The 20,955-nt window shown below is 62.7% G+C and carries 25 protein-coding genes; 16 read left to right on the forward strand and 9 right to left on the reverse strand.

The window, feature by feature from the left end; genetic code table 11:
• Positions 1 to 8: 8 nt before the first annotated feature.
• Together VN047_RS13190 and VN047_RS13195 are read right to left on the reverse strand one after the other, a co-directional pair.
• Positions 9 to 1,223: an acetyl-CoA C-acetyltransferase gene (locus VN047_RS13190; RefSeq protein ID WP_325543435.1), complete on the reverse strand. Its 1,215-nt coding sequence runs from the start codon at positions 1,221 to 1,223 to the stop codon at positions 9 to 11.
• 5 nt (positions 1,224 to 1,228) lie between these two features.
• Positions 1,229 to 2,440, reverse strand: a complete 1,212-nt coding sequence (locus VN047_RS13195) for a CoA transferase (protein WP_325543394.1) — start codon at positions 2,438 to 2,440, stop codon at positions 1,229 to 1,231.
• A 573-nt stretch (positions 2,441 to 3,013) separates the two neighbouring features.
• On the opposite strand from VN047_RS13195, the gene VN047_RS13200 reads away from it, so the two are divergent.
• The 11 genes from VN047_RS13200 to VN047_RS13250 all read left to right on the forward strand — a co-directional run bounded on the left by VN047_RS13200 (position 3,014) and on the right by VN047_RS13250 (position 11,979).
• Positions 3,014 to 5,941 (forward strand): monovalent cation/H+ antiporter subunit A, encoded by a 2,928-nt coding sequence (locus tag VN047_RS13200; RefSeq protein WP_325543396.1) that lies wholly within the window; start codon positions 3,014 to 3,016, stop codon positions 5,939 to 5,941.
• A complete protein-coding gene (locus VN047_RS13205) occupies positions 5,941 to 6,282 on the forward strand; it encodes a Na+/H+ antiporter subunit C (RefSeq protein WP_325543398.1) in 342 nt (113 codons plus the stop codon). Before VN047_RS13200 ends, VN047_RS13205 begins: the two co-directional genes overlap by 1 nt.
• Entirely contained in the window at positions 6,279 to 7,904 is a 1,626-nt protein-coding gene (locus VN047_RS13210; RefSeq protein WP_325543400.1) for a monovalent cation/H+ antiporter subunit D, read from the forward strand. The genes VN047_RS13205 and VN047_RS13210 overlap by 4 nt, the downstream gene beginning before the upstream one ends.
• Entirely contained in the window at positions 7,901 to 8,383 is a 483-nt protein-coding gene (locus VN047_RS13215) for a Na+/H+ antiporter subunit E (RefSeq protein ID WP_325543402.1), read from the forward strand. The genes VN047_RS13210 and VN047_RS13215 overlap by 4 nt, the downstream gene beginning before the upstream one ends.
• The gene (locus VN047_RS13220) at positions 8,380 to 8,661 is read left to right on the forward strand and encodes a K+/H+ antiporter subunit F (RefSeq protein ID WP_325543404.1); all 282 of its coding nucleotides are present in this window, start codon (positions 8,380 to 8,382) and stop codon (positions 8,659 to 8,661) included. Before VN047_RS13215 ends, VN047_RS13220 begins: the two co-directional genes overlap by 4 nt.
• Positions 8,658 to 9,023, forward strand: coding sequence for a monovalent cation/H(+) antiporter subunit G (mnhG, locus tag VN047_RS13225; RefSeq protein ID WP_325543406.1), 366 nt, complete (start codon positions 8,658 to 8,660; stop codon positions 9,021 to 9,023). Before VN047_RS13220 ends, mnhG begins: the two co-directional genes overlap by 4 nt.
• Before the next feature lie 568 nt (positions 9,024 to 9,591).
• The gene (locus VN047_RS13230) at positions 9,592 to 10,407 is read left to right on the forward strand and encodes an alpha/beta hydrolase (RefSeq protein ID WP_325543436.1); all 816 of its coding nucleotides are present in this window, start codon (positions 9,592 to 9,594) and stop codon (positions 10,405 to 10,407) included.
• A 470-nt stretch (positions 10,408 to 10,877) separates the two neighbouring features.
• Positions 10,878 to 11,084 (forward strand): cold-shock protein, encoded by a 207-nt coding sequence (locus VN047_RS13235; protein ID WP_079640318.1) that lies wholly within the window; start codon positions 10,878 to 10,880, stop codon positions 11,082 to 11,084.
• Positions 11,085 to 11,092: 8 nt separating this feature from the next.
• Positions 11,093 to 11,347, forward strand: a complete 255-nt coding sequence (infA, locus tag VN047_RS13240; protein WP_192648894.1) for a translation initiation factor IF-1 — start codon at positions 11,093 to 11,095, stop codon at positions 11,345 to 11,347.
• Between the two features lie 182 nt (positions 11,348 to 11,529).
• Positions 11,530 to 11,742: a hypothetical protein gene (locus tag VN047_RS13245; protein WP_325543408.1), complete on the forward strand. Its 213-nt coding sequence runs from the start codon at positions 11,530 to 11,532 to the stop codon at positions 11,740 to 11,742.
• A gap of 39 nt (positions 11,743 to 11,781) precedes the next feature.
• Positions 11,782 to 11,979: a hypothetical protein gene (locus VN047_RS13250; protein WP_325543410.1), complete on the forward strand. Its 198-nt coding sequence runs from the start codon at positions 11,782 to 11,784 to the stop codon at positions 11,977 to 11,979.
• A 282-nt stretch (positions 11,980 to 12,261) separates the two neighbouring features.
• Here the strand turns inward: VN047_RS13250 and VN047_RS13255 are convergent, their stop codons facing one another.
• Positions 12,262 to 13,818, reverse strand: coding sequence for a serine hydrolase (locus VN047_RS13255; protein WP_325543412.1), 1,557 nt, complete (start codon positions 13,816 to 13,818; stop codon positions 12,262 to 12,264).
• A gap of 68 nt (positions 13,819 to 13,886) precedes the next feature.
• Positions 13,887 to 14,963 carry an alpha/beta hydrolase gene (locus VN047_RS13260; RefSeq protein ID WP_325543414.1) on the reverse strand — a complete coding sequence of 359 codons (1,077 nt, stop codon included), beginning with the start codon at positions 14,961 to 14,963 and terminating at the stop codon, positions 13,887 to 13,889.
• A gap of 444 nt (positions 14,964 to 15,407) precedes the next feature.
• On the opposite strand from VN047_RS13260, the gene VN047_RS13265 reads away from it, so the two are divergent.
• Complete coding sequence (locus VN047_RS13265; RefSeq protein ID WP_325543416.1) at positions 15,408 to 15,593, forward strand: YdcH family protein; 186 nt, start codon at positions 15,408 to 15,410, stop codon at positions 15,591 to 15,593.
• Between the two features lie 221 nt (positions 15,594 to 15,814).
• The gene (locus VN047_RS13270; RefSeq protein WP_325543418.1) at positions 15,815 to 16,294 is read left to right on the forward strand and encodes an Hsp20 family protein; all 480 of its coding nucleotides are present in this window, start codon (positions 15,815 to 15,817) and stop codon (positions 16,292 to 16,294) included.
• Between the two features lie 95 nt (positions 16,295 to 16,389).
• On the opposite strand, the gene VN047_RS13275 is transcribed toward VN047_RS13270, so the two are convergent.
• Both VN047_RS13275 and VN047_RS13280 read right to left on the reverse strand, forming a co-directional pair.
• Entirely contained in the window at positions 16,390 to 16,659 is a 270-nt protein-coding gene (locus VN047_RS13275; protein ID WP_054727953.1) for an usg protein, read from the reverse strand.
• Positions 16,656 to 16,883, reverse strand: coding sequence for a hypothetical protein (locus VN047_RS13280; RefSeq protein WP_054727955.1), 228 nt, complete (start codon positions 16,881 to 16,883; stop codon positions 16,656 to 16,658). Before VN047_RS13280 ends, VN047_RS13275 begins: the two co-directional genes overlap by 4 nt.
• Before the next feature lie 259 nt (positions 16,884 to 17,142).
• Here VN047_RS13280 and groES point away from each other — a divergent pair, with 259 nt between their 5' ends.
• The 3 genes from groES to VN047_RS13295 all read left to right on the forward strand — a co-directional run bounded on the left by groES (position 17,143) and on the right by VN047_RS13295 (position 19,381).
• Complete coding sequence (gene groES, locus VN047_RS13285) at positions 17,143 to 17,457, forward strand: co-chaperone GroES (RefSeq protein ID WP_054727958.1); 315 nt, start codon at positions 17,143 to 17,145, stop codon at positions 17,455 to 17,457.
• A gap of 49 nt (positions 17,458 to 17,506) precedes the next feature.
• Positions 17,507 to 19,126, forward strand: a complete 1,620-nt coding sequence (gene groL / locus VN047_RS13290; protein WP_325543422.1) for a chaperonin GroEL — start codon at positions 17,507 to 17,509, stop codon at positions 19,124 to 19,126.
• Positions 19,127 to 19,198: 72 nt separating this feature from the next.
• Complete coding sequence (locus VN047_RS13295) at positions 19,199 to 19,381, forward strand: hypothetical protein (RefSeq protein ID WP_137892609.1); 183 nt, start codon at positions 19,199 to 19,201, stop codon at positions 19,379 to 19,381.
• Between the two features lie 65 nt (positions 19,382 to 19,446).
• Here VN047_RS13295 and VN047_RS13300 read toward each other — a convergent pair whose 3' ends face one another.
• From VN047_RS13300 to VN047_RS13310, 3 genes are all read right to left on the reverse strand, one after another.
• Positions 19,447 to 19,650 (reverse strand): hypothetical protein, encoded by a 204-nt coding sequence (locus VN047_RS13300; protein ID WP_054727962.1) that lies wholly within the window; start codon positions 19,648 to 19,650, stop codon positions 19,447 to 19,449.
• Positions 19,651 to 19,818: 168 nt separating this feature from the next.
• The gene (locus VN047_RS13305) at positions 19,819 to 19,983 is read right to left on the reverse strand and encodes a hypothetical protein (protein ID WP_156344028.1); all 165 of its coding nucleotides are present in this window, start codon (positions 19,981 to 19,983) and stop codon (positions 19,819 to 19,821) included.
• Between the two features lie 162 nt (positions 19,984 to 20,145).
• Positions 20,146 to 20,706 carry a type 1 glutamine amidotransferase domain-containing protein gene (locus tag VN047_RS13310; protein WP_137892607.1) on the reverse strand — a complete coding sequence of 187 codons (561 nt, stop codon included), beginning with the start codon at positions 20,704 to 20,706 and terminating at the stop codon, positions 20,146 to 20,148.
• Positions 20,707 to 20,955 lie beyond the last annotated feature (249 nt).

Here is a 20,955-nt window from a genome sequence, read left to right on the forward strand (position 1 = left end):
GGTCACGCTCAGCCGGCGCGCTCGAAGATCGCGGCAATACCCTGCCCGCCGCCGATGCACATCGTCTCGAGCCCGTAACGCCCGTCGCGGCGCACCAGCTCGCGCGTCAGGTTCGCGAGGATGCGCCCGCCGGTCGCACCGATCGGGTGGCCAAGCGAGATGCCCGAGCCATTGACGTTGAGGATTTCGTGCCGGCTGTCGTCCTCCGCCCAGCCCCAGCCCTTGAGCACCGCGAGCACCTGCGGCGCGAACGCCTCGTTCAATTCGACAAGGTCGATGTCGCCCCAGCCAAGACCGTTACGCGCGAACAGCCGTTCGACCGCGGGAACGGGACCGATGCCCATCCGGCTCGGGTCGCAGCCCGCCGCCGCCGAGCTGTGGTACCAGGCGATCGGTTCGAGTCCGAGTTCGTCGAGCTTGTCCTCGGCGACGACGAGGCATGCCGCGGCGGCGTCATTCTGCTGGCTCGCATTGCCCGCGGTGACCACACCGCCTTCAAGCGGCCTGAGCTTGCCGAGCGTTTCCATGCTCGCGTCGGCGCGATAGCCCTCGTCATGCGCGAAGATCACCGGGTCGCCCTTCTTCTGCGGGACCGATACCGGCACCAGCTCGTCGTCAAACAGTCCGTTCGCCCAAGCGGCGGCGGCGCGCTGGTGGCTGCGCACCGCATAGGCGTCGCACGCCTCGCGGCTGACGTCATAATCCTTCGCCAGATTTTCGGCGGTCTCGATCATACCGGTGATGACGCCGAAACGCTCGACCGGCTGCGACATCAGCCGCCCGCGCGTCAGCCGGTCGTGGAGCGTGAGGTTGCCCGCGCGGACGCCCTTGCGGATATCGGTGCTGTAATGTTCGACGTTCGACATCGATTCGACCCCGCCCGCGACGACGACGTCGGACATGCCGGTCTGGACCATCATCGCGGCGTTGATCACCGCCTGCAGCCCCGACCCGCAGCGGCGGTCGAGCTGGTATCCCGGCACCTCGAGCGGCAGGCCCGCGGCGAGCCACGACCAGTGACCGATGCTCGGCGCCTCGCCATTGCCATAACCTTGCGAAAAGACGACGTCGTCGACACGCGAGGGGTCGATTTTCGTGCGCTCGACCAGCGCCTTCAGGATCACCGCGCCCAGTTCGCCCGCGGTCATCGAGGACAGGGCGCCGCCGAACTTGCCGACGGCGGTGCGGATCGGGGCGACGATGGCGGCGCGGCGCAGGGTCATATCAGTCATTCTCCTTGGGTTCGGCCGACACCGACGATACCGGCGTCGATCAGCCGGGCGATCTCGCCCGATGAGAGCGAAAGGCGTTCGCTCAGGATTTCCTCGCTATGCTCGCCATTGCGCGGAGCGGAGCGCGGTGGCTGACGCTCCTGCTGCGGCAGGGTGGCAAAGGCGCCCGCGGCGGGATAAGCGAAGCCGCTGGGATTGTCGGCCGCGCCGAAGACCGGATTGTCGGCGACGAGCGCCGGATCCTGCACCGCGTCGTGCATCGTGCGATAAGGCGAATGGACGATGCCGCCGGCGTCGAACGCCGCCGCCAGATCGGCGTGATCGCGGCCTGATATTGCCGCCTCGAACAGCGGATAGAGCGCGTCGCGGTGGTCGAAGCGCAGCCCGTCATCGGTCGCGAAGGACACCCCGCGCGCCGCTTCGACCGCAGCGATTGCCTCGCCGAGACCCAGCGCTGCAACCAGATTGGCCCATTGGCGCGGGGTAACGACGACGATCATCGTACGCCGGCCGTCGCGCGTCACGAAATCGCGGCCGAACAGGCCGTAAACGGCGTTGCCGAGCCGCGGCCGGTTCGCGCCGGTATAGAGCATTTCGGCAACGCCGCCGAGATTGGCGACGGTCCCGATCGCAACGTCCGAGAGCGGCAGGCGTATCTCGCCGCCTTCGCCGGTTACGCTGCGCCGCTGGATCGCCGCGAGCAGCGCAAAGGCAGCATAAGCTCCGGTCAGCAAATCCCACGCAGGAAGCACATGGTTGACGGGTTCGGGCCCCGCGCCGGTCAGCATCGGATAACCGACGCTGTTGTTGACGGTATAGTCGAGTGCGGGTGAGCCGTCGGCCCAGCCCATCACACGCACGGTGATCAGGTCGGGCCGGCCGTCGGCGAGCGTTTCGTGCGACAAAAAGCCGCCGACCGGAAAATTGGTGACGAACTGCCCCGTTGCGCGCACCAGCCCTTGCAGCAATTCGCGCCCTTCGGGACGGCCGAGGTCGAGCGCGACCGATTTTTTCGCCCGGTTGAGATTTTCCCAATAGAGCGAATCATTCGCCTCGGTCACTGGCCAGCGGCGAAAATCGGGACCGCCGCCGGTCTGGTCGACGCGGATCACTTCGGCGCCCATTTGGGCGCAATAAAGCCCCGCGGTCGGAGACGCGACGAAGGAAGAAGCTTCGATCACCGACAGGCCGGCCAGCAGATTGTACATCCGGCCCCTGTCTCCCGTGTGAAGGCCCCGGCCCGATCGGCCGCAAGAAGCTGTCTGGCGCGTCCGGGAGGGATTCGCCCCCGGCCGATGCCGTCGGGCGGGTAGTAACGGGCCATGTTATTCAACGCAAGCGCGCGTTTTTTCTATCCAAACAATTGTTATTACAAAGAAAAATGGAAATTTGTCGAACCATCCTCGCAGCGTGCGGCCTGACCGGGAGGCAAGGCCGATATCATCCACGTTACGGCCTGATATCGCGAAAATATCGTTGCATCATCGGGCCGCCATCATCGCCTCGGCGTCGCCCGTTCCATAGCTGCTGCTGCAGTTCCGGATTCAGGCCAGCGGCAAAAGGGATTCACCGACGAACGTGGTCGCGCGGCCGCGCGATGATGGCTGGCACCATCATCGCCGCCTTGTCTGCCCACGCGCAAATCGCTTCCGGATCGGTGGTGCGGGTCGGACGCGTGCACCGGAACCGAGATAAATGTTACCCGCACCCTTGCCCCCGAGCGACGAGCGTCTCTAAGACAGGCGGTACGCCTTACCGTCAGCAGGAGCCCTTTCCCACCGATGCACGACCCGCAATATCTGTTGGCCGTGCTGAGCCTTCCCTTTCTCGGCAGCTTCATTGCAGCGGCCTTGCCCCAGGCGGGCCGCAACTGGGCCTCGGCGCTGGCGGGTTCGATCGCGCTGACCGGACTCGTCCTGATCGCGGCGCTTTATCCGGCCGTAGCCGCGGGCGGCGTGCTCCGCCATGAAGCCTCCTGGCTACCGTCGCTCGGTCTTCAGTTCACGCTGCGGCTCGACGGATTTACCTGGCTCTTCGCGCTCATGGTCCTGGCGATCGGTTCGCTCGTGATCCTCTATGCGCGTTATTACATGTCCCCCGAGGATCCCGTTCCGCGCTTCTTCGCATTTCTCCAGGCCTTCATGGGCGCGATGCTTGGCATCGTTCTTTCGGGCAATCTGATCCAGCTCGCCTTCTTCTGGGAACTGACGAGCCTCTTCTCCTTTCTGCTCATCGGCTATTGGCATCACAATCAGGGCGCGCGCGACGGCGCGCGAATGGCCCTGATCGTCACCGGCTTCGGCGGCGTATGCATGCTCATCGGCTTCCTGCTGCTCGGCAGGATAACCGGAAGCTACGATATCGACGCCGTGCTGGCTGCCGGAGCCGTCATTCGTGCGCACGAGGCCTATCTCCCCGCATTGATCCTGATCCTTCTCGGCGCTTTCACGAAGAGCGCGCAGTTCCCGTTCCACTTCTGGCTCCCGCACGCCATGGCGGCGCCGACCCCCGTCTCGGCCTATCTTCATTCGGCCACGATGGTGAAGGCAGGCATTTTCCTGCTCATCCTCCTGTGGCCCGCGCTGTCGGGGACCGAGAGCTGGTATCTGATCGTGACGACCGCCGGTCTCGCAACGCTGCTCGTCGGTGCCTGGTCGGCCATCTTCCAGCAGGACCTCAAGGGCCTGCTCGCCTATTCGACGATCAGCCACCTCGGCCTGATCACGCTGCTTCTCGGCCTCGGCAGTCCGCTGGCCGCGGTCGCGGCGATTTTCCACACCGTGAACCATGCGACCTTCAAGGCGTCGCTCTTCATGGCGGCCGGCATCATCGATCATGAAACCGGCACGCGAGACCTCAGACGGCTAAGCGGCCTTGCGAAGTTCATGCCGATCACAGCGACGCTCGCCATGGTGGCAGCCGCGGCCATGGCAGGAGTTCCGCTCCTCAACGGATTTCTGTCGAAGGAAATGTTCCTCGCCGAGGCACTCGAGGCGCATAGCGGCACGATCATCGATCTTGTCCTGCCCTATCTTGCAACGCTCGCCAGCGGCTTCAGCGTCTTTTACTCGATCCGCTTCATCCACAAGACCTTCTTCGGGCCGCCCCCCGTCGACCTTCCGCATTCGCCGCGAGAGGCGCCCCACTGGATACGGCTGCCGATCGAAATACTGGTGCTCGCGTGCCTGCTCGTCGGCATCCTGCCCGCGCTCACCATTGGCCCCCTGCTCGCAATCGCCGTCGAGGCGGTGCTGGGCGAGCGAACGCCCGCCTATAGTCTTGCGATCTGGCACGGCTTCAACCTGCCGCTGCTCATGAGCGTTGCCGCCCTCGTCGGCGGAGCACTAGCTTATGCGCGTTTCGGCGCGCGCCTCAATACGGTAGAGCGTTCGCCGGTGATCGGCCGCCTCAAGGCGCGGCGCACGTTCGAGGCGGTGCTCGCCGCGATCGTCGATGCATCGCGCGCGTTGCACCGGGTATCGGGAACGCAGAAACTGCAGGTCCAGTTACGCCTTCTCGTCGGGGCCGCGATTCTTCTCGGCGCGCTGCCCTTCCTGTTCCTGGGCTACCGCCCGGGGCCCGGGCCGATCACGCTGATCGATCCGGTTTTTGCCCTGCTCTGGGTCATCGGCGGACTCTGCGCGGTCGGGGCGGCGTGGCTCGCCAAATTCCATCGCCTCGTCGCCCTGTCGCTGATCGGCGGCGCGGGTCTGGCAACATGCATCAGCTTCGTCTGGCTCTCGGCCCCCGATCTGGGCCTCACGCAGTTGCTCGTCGAGATCGTCACGCTCGTCCTTCTGCTGCTGGGGCTGCGCTGGCTCCCGCTGCGGAAGCCCGACATCTGGCCCGAAGCGCGAACCCCGCTGATGGTGCGGATACGCCGCAGTCGCGACCTCCTGCTGGCGATTGCCGGGGGTACGGGAATGGCGGCGCTCTCCTATGCGATGATGACCCGCCCGGCCGTCGACAGCATATCGCGGTATTTTGTGGAAAACGCCTATGCAAAAGGCGGCGGCGCGAACGTCGTCAATGTGATCCTCGTCGATTTCCGCGGCTTCGACACGCTCGGCGAGATTACGGTTCTGGCTATCGTCGCGCTGACCGTCTTCACGCTTCTCCGCCGCTTCCGCCCCGCGCCCGAAAGCATCGAACTCCCGCATCAGCAACAGCGCCAGAACGATTTCGACCAAGCGGAGGAGGAACGCTCGCACGGCGATACGCTGGCCCATTATCTCTTCGTGCCGCGGATCATCATGCAATGGCTGTTCCCGGTCATCCTGACCTTCGCCATATATCTCCTGATGCGCGGGCACGATCTGCCGGGCGGCGGTTTCGCGGGCGGCGTGACGGCCTCGATCGCCATCCTGCTGCTCTACATGGCAGGCGGGACGCGCTGGGTCGAGGCGCGCCTCGACATCCGGCCGCTGCGGTGGATCAGCATCGGCCTTCTGCTCGCGGTGGGAACAGGGCTCGCGGCATGGATCGCGGGCTATCCCTTCCTCACGAGTTATTTCAGCTATTTGCCGGTCCCGCTGATCGGCAATGTGCCGATCGCCAGCGCGCTGCTGTTCGATATCGGGGTGTTCGCCGTCGTCGTCGGGACCACCGTCCTGATCCTGATCGCGCTTGCGCACCAGTCGATCCGGTCGCCGCTCAAGAAGAAGGCGGGCGAAGAGCCGCAAGCGCCTGCGCCGGAAAGGAACGCCTGATGGAAGTCGTCCTTTCGCTCGCGATCGGCGTCCTGACCGCATCGGGACTTTGGCTGTTGTTCCGGCCGCGCACATTTCAGGTGATCCTGGGGCTGTCGCTGCTATCCTACGCGATCAACCTCTTCATCATCGCCGCCGGGCGCCTTCGCACCGATGCGCCCCCCGTCGTCGGCAAGGGGCCCGCCGATCCGGCGCTGTATGCCGACCCGCTCCCGCAGGCGCTGGTTCTGACCGCCATCGTGATCTCGTTCGCGACGACCGCGCTTCTGGTCGTGGTGCTCATGGCCTCGCGCGGCCTGACCGGGACCGACCATGTCGATGGCGAGGACGGCGAGCCATGACGGGATGGCTCCAGCACCTGATCATCCTGCCGATCCTGCTGCCGCTGGTGGCCAGCGCGCTGATGCTCTCTCTGAATGAACGGCGCCGTGCGACAAAACGGGCGCTCAGCCTTGGCACCGCGGCGCTGCTGATCGTCGTCGCGGCCATCCTCCTGTGGTTTGCCCGCGAGGGCGGCCCCGTCGCCTACCGGCTCGGCGACTGGCCGTCGCCCTTCGCGATCATGCTCGTCGCCGACCGCCTGTCCACGATGATGCTGCTTTTGACCAGCATCCTCGGCTTTACGTCGCTCTTTTACGCAACCGCCCGCTGGGACCGCTCGGGACCGCGCTTCCACGCGCTCTTTCTGCTTCTCCTGATGGGCATCAACGGCGCGTTCCTGACCGGCGACATCTTCAACCTTTTCGTATTTTTCGAGGTTCTGCTCGCCGCATCCTACGGCCTCATCCTGCATGGTTCGGGGACCGAACGTACCAGCGCCAGCCTCCACTATATCGCGATCAATATCGCGGCATCGCTGCTGTTCCTCGCCGGCGTGGCCCTCATCTATTCGGTAACGGGCACGCTCAACATGGCCGATCTCGCGACGCGGGTGAGCGCGGTAGACAGCGAGGACCTTGCCCTTGTGGAATCGGGAGCGGCGATTCTTGGCGTTGCCTTTCTCGTCAAGGCCGGCATCTGGCCGCTGAGCTTCTGGCTGCCGCGAACCTATGCCGCCGCCTCGCCCCCCGTCGCGGCGGTGTTCGCGATCATGACGAAAGTCGGCATCTATATTATCCTCAGGCTGTCCTTTCTGCTGTTCGGAAAGGATTCGGGCGGAGCGGCAGGATTCGCCAACGACGCCCTGCTCTTCGCAGGCCTCGCAACGATGGGGTTCGGCATTCTGGGCATCATGGCGGCGCGCCAGCTGACCCGGATCGCAGGTCATTATGTGCTGGTGTCATCGGGTATCCTGCTCGCCTCGATCGGTATCGGGGGCGAAGCGCTGACCGCGGCCCTTCTCTTCTACCTCGTGAGTTCGACGCTGGCGGTCAGCGCTTTCTACCTCATCATCGAACCCGCCGAGCGCCACGCCGACGAAGACGACATGATCGAGGGTATCGCAGAACCGGTGTTCGACGACGAATATGTCGGGGCGATCGAGGAAAAGGATACCGAGATCGGGGTGGTGATCCCCGGAACGATCGCGATCCTGGGTGGCGGCTTCATCTTCTGCGCGCTGCTGCTTGCCGGGCTGCCGCCATTGTCGGGGTTCATTGCGAAGTTCGCCCTGATCGACGCGCTGTTCAGCCATGTCGTTATCGCGCCGTCGCACTGGGTCATGATCGCGCTCATCATCCTGTCGGGGCTCGCAACGATGATATCGATGACGCGCGCCGGCATCGACCTGCTCTGGACGCCGGGCGAGGATTCGCCCTCGCGCCTCAGTCTGATCGAAGTCACGCCGATCGGGCTTCTCCTTGCCGTCTGTCTCGCGCTGATGCTTGCCGCCGGGCCGGTCATGGATTTCATGCAGGCGACGGCCGCCGCGCTTCACGACCCGGGCGGCTATATCGAAGCCGCCGGCCCCGCGGTTCCCGTCGCGGGCGAGAGCGTGACAGCGGCCGCGGGTGCCCGCCCATGAGACGCCTCCTGCCTTTTCCGTTCCTTACCCTTTGCCTGTTCGTGATGTGGATCCTGCTGACCGGCTTCTCCCCGGGCCATGTCCTGCTCGGCGGGCTGGTCGCGGCGCTGGTCTCGCGTGCGATGCTGGCACTCAAACCCGAGGACACGGGATTCAGGCCAGGCCTTGCAGTGCTCCGGCTCGTCGCCCTGGTTTCGGCCGATATCGTCCGGTCGAACATCGCCGTGGCAAGGATCGTGCTGTTTCCGCGCGGCGAACGCAAATCGGGCTTTCTTCACCTGCCCGTTGACCTGCGAAACCCCCATGCGCTCGCGGCGCTGGCGATCATCATCACCGCGACGCCGGGCACTTTATGGGTCCAGCATGACGCAAGCCGGCACGTCATCCTCATTCACGTCCTCGATCTCGTCGACGAGGAGCAATGGATCCAGTTGATCAAGGATCGGTACGAGCGTTTGCTCATGGAGATTTTTGAATGAGTACGCTGTTTCTGGCCCTCGTCATCACGGCCGCACAGATCCTGCTCGGACTCTCGATGCTGTGCGCCACCTATCGCATGCTCCGCGGCCCGCGCGCGCAGGATCGGATACTGGGTCTCGACGCGCTCTATCTCGGCGCGATGCTGCTTCTCGTCACCTATGGCGTCCAGACCGGGCGAACGCTCTACTTCGAAGCGGCGCTCGCTATCGGGCTGCTCGGCTTCGCGGGTACGGTCGCGCTCAGCAAGTTCCTGATGCGCGGCGAGGTGATCGAATGATCCAGGCACCGAACCTTCCGGTCTGGGCAGCGCTCATCGTCGGCCTGCTGCTGCTGGGCGGCGCGGGCATCACGCTGATCGGGACATTGGGCCTGCTGCGTCTGAAGACGTTCTACGAACGCGTTCATGCCCCCACGCTTGGCTCCACGGTGGGCGCGCTGTTGATCCTCGCGGCATCGATGGTCTGTTTTACCATACTCCAGTCGCGCCCCGTCGTTCACGAAATCCTGATCGGGATATTCGTCACGCTCACGACGCCGGTCACGCTGATGCTGCTGGCCCGCGCCGCCATCTATCGCGATCGAAGCGAAGACGCGGCGCGGGTGCCCCCCGACAGCCTGGCTGCGCGCCGCGACAAGTGAATTTGGCCGGGTATGACGTGGGGCTCATCGCAAAAAGCCGCCCCCCTGTTGTACCAGGATCGGAACGTCAGCTTTTGGTCGGAGGGCGACCATGCCTCGACGACTGACACGAGGCGAAAGCAGCCATTGGATTCTTTTGGCTCAGAAACGCATCACCAAAGCCATGATTGCGTATTGGTTGTTGCCGCCTCTCTGTAACAAGGTGGCCGCCCTGCCCCTCGAGCGTCAACTGCGCGCATCGTCGCTCGCCAGGCGCCAGTCGAAGCATAGAGATATTGCGACAGGGCGCATGATTTCGGCGCTGGCGCGAAGAAGACACACCCATCTTCCACTGCTAAGTACTCTAGATCATTAGATATATCGCCCTGATTTCCGTAAAAGGGATCAGGGAGACGCGCAGAATCAAAGCGGGGGCACTTTGTTCAGATCCATTCTTTCGATCGCTTTCAGCGCCTGCCTTTTCGCGTCGTGCACCGACACTGCAACGGGACAGGCCCAAGGCGAAGCAAACCCAGGCGTCGCGGTTCAGCGCGGGGCTGGACTGCCATATGAGGTGGCCGATAGCGAGGTGTGGGATGTTCCCGATCCCGTCTCGGGGCGGGGCTATCAAGTTTTCGCGGCTTTGCCGCCGTCCTATTATGCGCAGCCGCAGCGGCGATATCCCGTGCTTTATGTGACGGATGCCGATTACGCTTTTCCTCTGCTCAAACAGATCGGCCGGCGCCTCAATGTCGAGGGCCCGACCGTCGAAGAATATATTCTTGTCGGACTGTCCTACGCAAAGGGCGAAGGCGGAATGGAAAGCCGCCGCCGCGATTATACCCCGACCACAAATGGCCCCGCCGGAACGCCCTCGGGGACGGTGCACGGCGGATCGAAAGCCTATCAAGCCTATGTACGCGATCAGGTCCTCCCGTTCGTCGCGCAGCGTTATCGGACAGACGAAAAGCGGCGTATCTTTCTGGGCCATTCCTATGGTTCGCTGCTGGGTATGCAAATCCTGCTGAGCGAGCCCCGCCTGTTCGATGGCTATATTCTGGGCAGTCCCTCATTCTGGTTTGATCGCCACCATATGGCCGGTCAGGAGCGCGCCTATGCGGCCAAACATGACGATCTGCCAGCGCGTGTCTACATGTATATCGGCGAGTATGAAGAGATGCGGCCAGGCGACGCGCGCTTCGCCAAGTCAGGTAACATGGTGACGGATACCAAGAGCATGGCGCAGGCACTGACCTCGCGTAATTATCCGTCGCTCCATATGCAAACGGAGGTGTTGAACAACGAGAGCCATGTCAGCGTAGCCCCGCGAGGCTTCACCCTTGGCCTCAGATATCTGTTACCGGCTGGAGAACTGCCCAGCCTCAAGATTCCGGGCGGTCGTTGAGAACATCATCACTTCGTAAAAACTTTGCGTCGATCGGCTGAAGTCCACAGTCGAAGTGGCCGAAAGCGGACTGGCAGCTTCCGGACCCGGATAATGGGCCTCAGGCTTCGCGTCCCTGTGATCGGCGACGAAGTGATGCGCCATCGCTTCTATCGCCCGCCGGACCTGAACGAACCTATGCAATAAAAAGGGCGAGAAGGATCTTCGATAACACTGCCGATTTCGTCCTGAAATTTCAATAAACCGGCAAATAGATTTGCAAGCGCTTTCCGGCCCAAAACTCGTCAGTGACGTATAAAATCACGGAATTTCTTGACTTTTATATAATCTCGATCCATACGCGTCTGGCTAACGTCGCCTGCGACGGAATTTTGACGCCCCTTACCGGGTCTATTTCTTCCCTTCTCACGCTTCCAGCTCTGTCGGTGCTTTTGCCGGCGGATACACTGTTTTCGTGAAAGGAAACAATCATGCCGATCGGCAACGTCAAATTCTTCAATTCCGATAAGGGCTATGGCTTCATCGCAAACGCGGATGGTTCGGGCGACAGCTTCGTCCATATCTCCGCGGTCGAGCGCGCCGGCATGGCGACTCTCAATAAAGATCAGCGCGTAAGTTACGAGCTCGAGACCGGTCGCGATGGCAAGGTTTCGGCCGTCAATCTCGAAGCGGCCTGACGCTGTAGATGGCCAAGGAAGAGGTCCTCACCTTTGAGGGCATGATCGACGAGATTCTGCCCGACGGGCGATTCCGCGTCGAACTCGAAAATGGCCATCGGCTCATTGCCTACACTGCCGGCCGGATGCGGCGTTTCCGCATCCGGTCCGTCGTCGGCGATGCCGTGCGCGTCGAAATGACACCCTATGATCTGACCAAGGGCCGCATCGTCTATCGCGATCGTGGTCCGGGCAGTCCGGGCGCCGCGAGCAAGCGGCGCTGACATCTAATCCAAGAAGACCAATATGTTTCAGAATAGCAGTATTTTTCCAAGCCTTTCCGCCCTTCCGCTAGCGGGAAAGCCGATGCAGCCCAGCCAACGAGCGCTGCCCTCCCCGACGCTCTCGCGGCGCGAACTCAGACGCCTCATCGCCCACATGATCGATTGATCGAAAGGATAGCAGCATGGCCGCAACAGCAACGAGCGAACATTATCGTGAGCAGGCCGAACGCTGCGAAGCCGATGCCGCCGCGTCCGATCTGATGGAGGTGCGGGACCGCAACCTTCGTTCGGCCGCCGCCTGGCATGCCATGGCGAGCAGGCAACAGAAATCCGAGGCAGCACGCGCCGAAAAGGACCGGATTGCCGAGGCTCTTCGAGCCCAATGCCTCGCCTGAGCAGGGCCATCCATTCCCGGACCGATTAAGGACAAAGCCATGGATATGAACCAGCTTTTCTACCACCATCAGATTGCGTTGATGGGAGCCGGCCGCGCACGCCAGACTGGCCTAGCCGCCGCCAATTTCGACCTCGCGCGCCACTATGCGAAGCGCATCAACCGCTTCCGCGAAGGTCGCGGCCTCGCGCCCAATTTCCTTGGCTACAGTGTTGCGGAAGGATCGGTTGCGGCCTGATCGCTGCCAGTGAACCGCACGGAAGCATTATATGCGAGAGACGATAGCTGCCGGCGAGAAGAAGGATCGAGCCAGAAAAACCCCCGTGCAACCTTCAGAAGAAGTGCCGACTCATCCCGATCCCGCGCATCAGATTTCCGAGAAGACCAATCATATCAACGGTCACTCTCCCAAGCCCGCGTTACAATAGCCCGACATCTGCAGACCATCGATCGGTAGCTATTGGCCGACAGCGGACAGGCGGCTCTTGAGCCTCGCACGGCGAAAGCGGTCACGAATATGTCAAGGGTGAGCCGCCGTTTCGCGAAGGAACTTGTCGCCGCCAAGTTCAAGAGCGGAGATTTCTCCGTCCGGGGTAAAAGCGAAGCCCGCGGAAGTTCGGCCAAAAATACTGCGCTGGCCGGGATTGCTCCACACCGCCTTGAACACATCGTTTCGATCATGCTCGAGCACAGCGGTCGCTTGCGGACGCGCAAGCATCAGCTTGCCTTCGGTCAAGACAATCACGACATCGCCAAGAAGGTCGCTCGAATAGGTGCCGACGTAGCGGTCCAGCGAAAGCCTGGGGGGCGCCACATTCGCCGGACGCTTTGCAGCATTGTCGCCGCCGCGCGCGATCAGGGCGGCTTCGTCGCTCGCCTGCTTCAGTCGCGCGCTATGATCGACAACCGGGCCGCCGAGGAAGGCATCGAACACGCGCAACTCGATGGCCGAAGCAAGCTTGGTCGAATACCCGTTGGTGAGCACGACCACGCCCAGCTTCCTTTCCGGGATCATCGCGACAACGCTCTGCATCCCGTCGATCGCGCCGGTATGCGCGACGATCTTTTCTCCCCGATATTCCTGCAAGCCCCAGCCAAGGCCATATTCACCGAATTTGAAGATCGAGTCTGTCGCTCCGCGCGGAATGACAATCTGGCCGCTGTACATCTCCGCCAGCGTCGCGGGAGCAATAAGCTGCCTGCCTTCGAATGAGCCGCCTCCAAGCTGGAGGCGTAGCCACTGCGCCATATCGCGGGCGCTCGAGTTAATGACGCCGGCACCGCCCACATTGTCGATCATGCGATATTCGATGGGCACGGCCGCGCCGCCGGCCACGATGTGCGGAGTCGCGACATTGTCCATGCCCCGGAGATTGGCGACGCTGGTATTGGTGCGCCGCATGCCGAGAGGCTCGAAGATGCGGCTGGCGACGAACCGGTCGTAGCTCATGCCCGAGACTGCCGAGACCACCTCGCCAGCAACGATGAACATCTCGTTTTGATACTGGTATTTGTTGCGAAAGCCGAGCGTTGCCGTCTGGAAACGCAGCCGCCGGACGATTTCGTTGCGATCGAATCCGGAGCCGTACCAAAGTGCTCCATTGGTCACGACGCCGGTGCGGTGGGACAGCAGGTCGCGCACCGACACCTGCCGGGTGACATAGGGATCGTGGAGCTCGAAAGCTGGCATATAATCGTGGACGGCGCCGTCCCAGCCAACCTTCCTTTCGTCGACCAGCATGCCTAGCGCCGCAGCGGTAAACGCCTTGGTCGCCGATCCGATCGCGAAGACCGTATCGGCGTCGACCTTGCCGGGCTTTCCTTCCTCGCGAACCCCGAACCCGCGGGAATAGATGATCCGGTCGTCCTGAACGATGGCAATGGAGAGACCCGGCACCCGCCAACTCTGCCGAGCGCCTTCGATATATTCATCGAGACCGTCGAGCGCGGTCGATGGAGACGCGACGCGCGGCACATCGGGCGCGTCGATCGCGGTCTGGGCGAAAGACGGGCTCGCGAGCAAGGCCAGGCTCGCCGCAGATAGAAAGACATGCTTCATTCGCGCATTCGGAATCATGATTTCGCCCTTGGTTCGCCGCACGCGCGATCAGTCGCACGGATAATGAAAGAAGAGATGGCAGATCGCTATTTTGGGGATGACGGGGACTCTGCGCGCACGACATCAACTACCTCGCGCACTGCCGAGACCACGACATCGGGACGATCAACCTGAATGAAGTGGGTGGCATCGGGCACGACCTGCTGTCGGCCGCGGGTTGAGAAAGCGACCTGCTCGGCGTGGAGTTTCCTCCATTCTTCCTTGAAGCGCACACCTTGCTCCGGCGCCAGCCCCGACGCCTTAAGCTGCTGAGGCGTAAAGGGCGCCATGGCGGTGAGCACGACCAAGGGGCGATTTTCGAAACTGCGAACCGCGCGCGCCTCGGCCTGTGTGCGATCATAGCCATCGAGTTCGGCAGTGCCGCCATCGACCGAGGTGCTGAAGTAGGCGAACTTCATGGCCATGGCTTTGCGGAGCTTTTTGGTATCGGCTGCGCTCCGAAGCTTTGGCACTTCGCTGCGTGATGCGAGAAATCGGACGATCCCCGTCAAGGCCAAGGCCTTCGCCGCATGCATCAGCGTGGAGGCCTGCTTGGGATGGACATCGATGCCTGTAATTGCGCCAAGCCGCGCAACCTGATCGGGATGCGATGGATCGACCATTACGAGACCCGCCACCTGTTCCCCATATTTGCCCACATATGTCCGCGTATAGGGGCCGCCGATCGAATGACCGACAAGAACCAGCGGACCAGATATCCCCGCTTCTTTGAGCAGCTTATGCAGATCCTCGGCAACGGCGGCGGCGTCCTGCGGCGTATCCTTGGACTCGCTCCACAGGATACCGGCCCGGTCATATGCGCAGGCGCGAGTGAAGCCGGCGATGTCGTCATGAACAAGGGACCAGTCGAGCGAGCCTCCCGTCCCGAGGCCCGATTCGAAGATGACCGTCGGCGACCCGGTGCCGCGACAATCGATATGCATCTTGCGCCCGCCCACGTCGACCAGCTGGCCGGGCGGGGGATAATCCGCCCGGGCGCTCCGGCGTCCCAATGCTTCATAGATCATTCCGAAGATGAGGGCGACGATCAGAAGGAGGACAACTCCCAGCAAAATGCGCTTCACCCAACGGCGAACAAGCCGCCATCCCGCAGGCTTGGTCATTTCGCGAAAGGCTCCGTGGCAAGCCGGACGCCAGTCGCGTTCAGCGGAACGGAGACAGGAGGGTCCAATGTCCAAACCTGTCGCACAGTCTCTCCCGATATCGCAGCTAGCATCGCGTCAATTTCCAAAATGAGAATATTTTCAATTAAGGTCATAGATGTTCAATTTATGAAATTGTCAACACCCGCACTGGGGCGCGACGATTGAACAGTCCGGACAGCGCGTCGGTCAACGCATCGGACTTGATGCCATCCATCACGTCGCTCGCGATAATCGCGAAGACCCGGACCGCTGTCATTGCGCAGATGAGCGCGTCGTAAATCGAAACGACAAGCCAGTAGGAATCTTCGAAACGCTGGCCGGAGGCGCGCGATGCAATCAGGAATAGCGGTCCCCGCCGCAGCGGAACGGCTGCAACATCCTCAACTTGGCATGGAGAAGAAGATGTCCAGCAAACATATCGAATACTTCCGGCGCGAGCATGCCCGCCTCGAAGCCGAAATCGATCGGGAAGCTCGGCAGCGCCGACCCGACGAGGTCCTGATCGCGCGACTCAAGAAGCTGAAGCTGGCGGTCAAGGACCAGATCGCGACCTGGAGCAACGACACCGGCGGGAGCCGCGTTGCCTGACCAGCCGCGGAGCCGCACACTGCGGCTCCGCACCTTCCGGTGCGATGGCCCTCTTCCACCGAACTGCAATCCGGCGTCGGCGACATGTCTTGAAACAGCAAATTCGCTTCCTAATTTCCTTCCAGATGCCGGATTGACCGGGTCTGCAGGACATGGAGAGCGCCGGCTCTGTGTACCGGCGCATCTCATGCCCGAATTGCTTCAATCAGGAGGATTTGGAAATGAGAACCGACTTTGACTTTACCCCCTACCGCCGCTCGACGGTGGGCTTCGATCATCTCTTCGACCTGCTCGAGAAGGGGCAGCGCAGCGAGACGTCCGACGGCTATCCGGCCTTCGACATCGTGCGCGAGGCCGACGACCGCTTCCGCATCACGCTCGCGGTCCCGGGCTTCAAGCTCGACGAGATCGAGATCGTGGCGCAGCAGAACCAGCTGGCCGTTACGGGCAAACCCGCGGAAGAAGATGCGAAGAGGACCTATCTTCATCGCGGCATCGCGCGCCGGGCGTTCGAACGGCGCTTCCAGCTCGCCGACTATATCGAGGTCGGTAGCGCGAGCTTTACCGACGGCCTGCTCACGATCGAGCTCAACCGGGTCATTCCCGAGGCGATGAAGCCGCGCAAGATCGAGATCGGCAGCGGCGATGCCGAACCGCGCCGGATCGGATCGTCGAAAGAAAAGGCGCTCGAGAGCGCCTGATATCTTGCGGGGCCGCTGTACAGCAGCGGCCCCGCTTTCCTGAAGAATAGCAGTGGAAATACAGCTAACCAGCCGGAGACGCTCAGGTCGCTCCGTCAATCAATCGCGCGAATGATGTCCGCCACGCGCCACTCGGCGGGCCCGACCAGCGCATCATGCGCGATCCGCACCGAGTGGAGCGCGGCTTCGATCTGGCGCCGCCACAGGCTCAGAAAATCGAACAGCACCGGAAAATCCGGCGGCAGGTCATAATCCTGCCAGACAAAGAGCTGGAGCAATGAGGGATGGTCGGGCCGGTAATAATGGATCTCGGCGGTCGTCAGCCCATAACCGTCCAGCTGGGCGATCAGCGCCCGATCGGTCATGGCGCGCGCGCCTCACCGCCGTCGAGCGACCTAAGCGCCGCGAGCACGTCGTCGACCGGCACAGCGCGGCGCGCGCCGGGCGGCTTGCGTAGCGCGGGCTTGTTTCGGACCGCCGAGCGATCCGATGCCCAGGATGCAAGGAGCGCGCGCTTGACCTCGGGCTCGAGGCTCGGGTGACGCGCCACGTCGAAGGGGTGAAGAAAACGGGAAAATGGCTCGGACATGATCGTGCCTCCTTCCTTTTGGCCTTTCCTTTCTCATCGTGCGGCAGGGTGCCGTAGCCACAAATTTTGGGAACGAAGCGAGTCGAGTCAAGAGGTGTCAGCCCCTTGATAAGGGGCATTTGTTTCTCGCGAGAACGAGCCGAAAAAAAATTCGCCGGACCTCTTGAAGCGAAAAAATCCGCTTCCTAGCTCTTCGGCGCCGCGCGTCCCGGACAGGCGCGCCGGCTTATCATATCGTTATGCAACATGGAGGTTATGCATGCATTTCCGACCCTTGCACGACCGTGTGGTCGTCCGCCGCATCGAAGCCGAGGAGAAGACCTCGGGCGGCATCATCATCCCCGACACCGCCAAGGAAAAGCCGCAGGAAGGCGAAGTCGTCGCCGTCGGTCCCGGCGTCCGCGCCGAGGACGGCACGGTCACCGCGCTCGACGTCAAGGCCGGCGACCGGATCCTGTTCGGCAAATGGTCGGGCACCGAGGTTCGCATCGACGGCGAGGAGCTGCTCATCATGAAAGAGAGCGACATCCTCGGGGTGATCGAGCAGGCCGAGGCGCTCAAGCAGGCGGCTTGATCGGCCGCCATTTCTGAATTCAGCCAGTGACAGGAAAGGAGTTGCACCAATGGCTGCCAAGGAAGTGAAGTTTTCGTCGGACGCGCGTGATCGCATGCTGCGCGGCGTCGATACGCTTGCGAATGCGGTGAAGGTGACGCTGGGTCCGAAGGGCCGCAACGTCGTGATCGAGAAAAGCTTCGGCGCACCGCGCATTACCAAGGACGGCGTCACCGTCGCCAAGGAAATCGAGCTTGCCGACAAGTTCGAGAATATGGGCGCGCAGATGCTGCGCGAGGTCGCCTCGAAGCAGAACGACAAGGCCGGCGACGGCACGACCACCGCGACCGTACTCGCGCAGGCGATCGTTCGCGAAGGCTCGAAGGCGGTCGCCGCGGGCATGAACCCGATGGACGTCAAGCGCGGCATCGATCTTGCCGTGAGCACCGTCGTCGAAGACCTGAAGGCCCATGCGAAGTCGGTCGAGGCGAACAGCGAAATCGCGCAGGTCGCGACGATCTCGGCGAATGGCGACGAAGAGGTCGGCAAGATCCTCGCCGAGGCCATGGAGAAGGTCGGCAATGAGGGCGTGATCACCGTCGAGGAAGCGAAGAGCCTCGCGACCGAACTCGAGACGGTCGAGGGCATGCAGTTCGACCGCGGCTACCTCAGCCCTTATTTCATCACCAATGCCGAGAAGCTGAAGGTCGAACTCGACGACCCCTATATCCTCATCCACGAGAAGAAGCTCTCGAACCTGCAGGCGATGCTGCCGCTCCTCGAGAGCGTCGTCCAGTCGGGCCGGCCACTGCTCATCATCGCCGAGGATGTCGAGGGCGACGCGCTCGCAACGCTCGTCGTCAATCGCCTGCGCGGCGGGCTCAAGGTCGCCGCCGTCAAGGCGCCGGGCTTTGGCGACCGCCGCAAGGCGATGCTCGAGGATATAGCGGTGCTCACCGGCGGCAATGTCGTCAGCGAGGAACTCGGCATCAAGCTCGAGAGCGTCACGATCAACATGCTCGGGCGCGCGAAGAAGGTGGTCATCGACAAGGATAATACGACGATCGTCGACGGCGTCGGCGCGAAGTCGGATATCGACGGCCGGGTCACGCAGATCCGCCAGCAGATCGAGACGACCACCAGCGACTATGACCGCGAGAAGCTGCAGGAGCGGCTTGCCAAGCTCGCGGGCGGCGTCGCGGTGATCCGTGTCGGCGGCGCGACCGAGGTCGAGGTCAAGGAGAAGAAGGACCGCGTCGACGACGCGCTGCACGCGACGCGTGCCGCGGTCGAGGAAGGCATCCTGCCCGGCGGCGGCATCGCGCTGCTCCGCTCGCTGAAGGCGCTCGAAGGCCTCAAGGCCGCAAACGACGACCAGCAGTCGGGCATCGACATCGTCCGCCGCGCGCTCCGCGCCCCGGCGCGGCAGATCGCCGACAACGCCGGCGAGGACGGTGCCTGGATCGTCGGCAAGCTGCTCGAAAGCGACGACTATAGCTGGGGCTTCAACGCGGCGACCGGCGAATATCAGGACCTCGTCAAGGCCGGCGTGATCGACCCCGCCAAGGTCGTACGCACCGCGCTGCAGGACGCGGCCTCGGTCGCCTCGCTCCTGATCACCACCGAAGCGCTCGTCGCAGAGTTGCCGAAAGAGGAGAAGGCCGCGCCGATGCCGGCGATGGACTTCTGACATATCGAGGGCGGCGGGAAACCGCCGCCCTCACCTGCCCTGTTTCTATGCGGAGCATCAAGGAGATCGGCAATGCCGTTCGGAGGTCATAACATTCGAAATTGTGTGTCGGAGATCAAGCTGCGGCATGGCAAACAGGCCGACTTCATCGTCTCCAGGCAGGTGCAATGGTCGCGCGACCGGGGCAATGACGAAGAGATCGCATTCTGGAACGCCGTGCTGACTGACTTGCATCGAACGACTTCTCCGCATTGAAAAGGTGGCCGCCAAGGGGCGCTCCGATCCAGGCGGGCGACCGCTTGCCAACCCATGCTTCCAATTCAGTTCGTTCGACCGGTCATGCCGCGGCTTTGCGCCCAGCCGTAAAGATCGGCGATCATGCCTCGCTCGATCTCGGGTTGCAGATAGATCACGACGGCTGTTTCAGCTTCCCTGTCGATGAAGCGCATAGTCGCGTAGAAGACACCCTCGCGCTCGGTGTCGCCGCCCTCGATTTCGTCGGGCCATATCTCAATCGTTCGCACGGGCCTCTCCTTCCCATTCCGCTGTCCGCGATCGATGAAGGGAGAATGCCAAAGTGCTAGGAAGGTTGCACCTGGAATGGGCGCAGCCGGGGAATAGAAAAGGCCGGGCCGCATCGAAGTGCGGCCCTGCCCCGAGAGGACGCCTCGGCGTCACTCTTCTTTCCGACGTCAGCGGTTCTGACGATTCTCGTCGTCGCGGCCGGCCTGGTTGCCCTGGTCCTGGTCATTGTCCTGACCGGGGCTGGCGACGCTGCAGATCCTGCTGTTCCTGCTGGCCGGGGTCTCGTTCGGATTGCGATCGGCTTGGCCGCCCTGCTGTTTGTTCTGTCCCATGTGGGTCATCCCCTTTCCAAACTGCCTGGGCGGCAGGCTTGGAAACGACGCGCCATAAAGCAGCGAGTTCCCGCCGCTTTCAACAGCTTACCGCAAGAATCGCTGTGCCCGCACGCGATCGCCTTTTCACAACTCAACAGTCCCGTATTGAGCTCGGCACAGCTACGCCCGCGCCCTGCGGTCGGCCACCGCTGCGACGATCGCATCGCAAAAGTCGGGCAGGTCGTCGGGACAGCGACTGGTGATGATATTGCCGTCGACCACGACGCTCTCATCGACCACCTGCGCGCCGGCATTGGCAACATCGGTGCGGATCGACTTGTAGCTCGTCATCCGCTTGCCGGATGCGAGCCCGGCTTCGACGAGAAGCCACGGCGCATGGCAAATCGCGGCAACCGGCTTGCCAGCACCTGCGAAGGCCCGAATGATCGAGATCGCCTTGTCCTCGACCCGCAGCAAGTCGGGATTGATCTGGCCGCCCGGCAGGACGAGCGCGTCATAACGGTCGGTGTCGACGTCGGCGATCTTGAGATCGACTTCGACCTCGTCGCCCCAATCGTCTTCGTCCCAGCCGGTAATATCATCATCGTCGATCGATGCGATTTCGACCTCCGCGCCGGCGTCCTCCAGACGCTGAAGTGGCACTTCAAGCTCGGATTGTTCGAAGCCATCTGTCGCCATGATCAGGATCCTGCAGCCGGCGAGTATATTGTCCTTGGTCATCGGAAAGCTCCTTTGCTGTCTTATGACCAATGCGCCGCGGCTATCGTCGTTCCCGCCCGTGCCCGCGCGCGCGGCTCTCCGTCCTCGTCTATCGGTAATGGCCGCACCGAGGCCTGAGGCCGCGATTGCGTCGAGGGCAGCCTCGACAATTTTCCAGAATGGCGGCGACCGTGCGTCCCATCTTTGCAACCTTTCTTCGCCAACTGCATTTCAACCGCGCACGGGCTTCGACGGTGATCGGTCGGTCTG

It is taken from the genome of Sphingopyxis sp. (assembly GCF_035565275.1).
In the GTDB taxonomy this organism is placed as follows: domain Bacteria; phylum Pseudomonadota; class Alphaproteobacteria; order Sphingomonadales; family Sphingomonadaceae; genus Sphingopyxis.

Bases quoted from the DNA above. Each gene is read 5' to 3' on its own strand.
- VN047_RS13270 (WP_325543418.1), top strand. From the start codon at position 15,815: ATGAGAACCGACTTTGACTTTACCCCCTACCGCCGCTCGACGGTGGGC.
- VN047_RS13190 (WP_325543435.1), bottom strand. From the start codon at position 1,223: ATGACCCTGCGCCGCGCCGCCATCGTCGCCCCGATCCGCACCGCCGTC.
- mnhG (WP_325543406.1), top strand. From the start codon at position 8,658: ATGATCCAGGCACCGAACCTTCCGGTCTGGGCAGCGCTCATCGTCGGC.
- VN047_RS13195 (WP_325543394.1), bottom strand. From the start codon at position 2,440: ATGTACAATCTGCTGGCCGGCCTGTCGGTGATCGAAGCTTCTTCCTTC.
- VN047_RS13295 (WP_137892609.1), top strand. From the start codon at position 19,199: ATGCCGTTCGGAGGTCATAACATTCGAAATTGTGTGTCGGAGATCAAG.
- VN047_RS13250 (WP_325543410.1), top strand. From the start codon at position 11,782: ATGGATATGAACCAGCTTTTCTACCACCATCAGATTGCGTTGATGGGA.
- infA (WP_192648894.1), top strand. From the start codon at position 11,093: ATGGCCAAGGAAGAGGTCCTCACCTTTGAGGGCATGATCGACGAGATT.
- VN047_RS13275 (WP_054727953.1), bottom strand. From the start codon at position 16,659: ATGACCGATCGGGCGCTGATCGCCCAGCTGGACGGTTATGGGCTGACG.
- VN047_RS13215 (WP_325543402.1), top strand. From the start codon at position 7,901: ATGAGACGCCTCCTGCCTTTTCCGTTCCTTACCCTTTGCCTGTTCGTG.
- VN047_RS13255 (WP_325543412.1), bottom strand. From the start codon at position 13,818: ATGATTCCGAATGCGCGAATGAAGCATGTCTTTCTATCTGCGGCGAGC.
- VN047_RS13280 (WP_054727955.1), bottom strand. From the start codon at position 16,883: ATGTCCGAGCCATTTTCCCGTTTTCTTCACCCCTTCGACGTGGCGCGT.
- groES (WP_054727958.1), top strand. From the start codon at position 17,143: ATGCATTTCCGACCCTTGCACGACCGTGTGGTCGTCCGCCGCATCGAA.
- groL (WP_325543422.1), top strand. From the start codon at position 17,507: ATGGCTGCCAAGGAAGTGAAGTTTTCGTCGGACGCGCGTGATCGCATG.
- VN047_RS13305 (WP_156344028.1), bottom strand. From the start codon at position 19,983: ATGGGACAGAACAAACAGCAGGGCGGCCAAGCCGATCGCAATCCGAAC.
- VN047_RS13210 (WP_325543400.1), top strand. From the start codon at position 6,279: ATGACGGGATGGCTCCAGCACCTGATCATCCTGCCGATCCTGCTGCCG.
- VN047_RS13265 (WP_325543416.1), top strand. From the start codon at position 15,408: ATGTCCAGCAAACATATCGAATACTTCCGGCGCGAGCATGCCCGCCTC.
- VN047_RS13310 (WP_137892607.1), bottom strand. From the start codon at position 20,706: ATGACCAAGGACAATATACTCGCCGGCTGCAGGATCCTGATCATGGCG.
- VN047_RS13235 (WP_079640318.1), top strand. From the start codon at position 10,878: ATGCCGATCGGCAACGTCAAATTCTTCAATTCCGATAAGGGCTATGGC.
- VN047_RS13245 (WP_325543408.1), top strand. From the start codon at position 11,530: ATGGCCGCAACAGCAACGAGCGAACATTATCGTGAGCAGGCCGAACGC.
- VN047_RS13260 (WP_325543414.1), bottom strand. From the start codon at position 14,963: ATGACCAAGCCTGCGGGATGGCGGCTTGTTCGCCGTTGGGTGAAGCGC.
- VN047_RS13205 (WP_325543398.1), top strand. From the start codon at position 5,941: ATGGAAGTCGTCCTTTCGCTCGCGATCGGCGTCCTGACCGCATCGGGA.
- VN047_RS13220 (WP_325543404.1), top strand. From the start codon at position 8,380: ATGAGTACGCTGTTTCTGGCCCTCGTCATCACGGCCGCACAGATCCTG.
- VN047_RS13200 (WP_325543396.1), top strand. From the start codon at position 3,014: ATGCACGACCCGCAATATCTGTTGGCCGTGCTGAGCCTTCCCTTTCTC.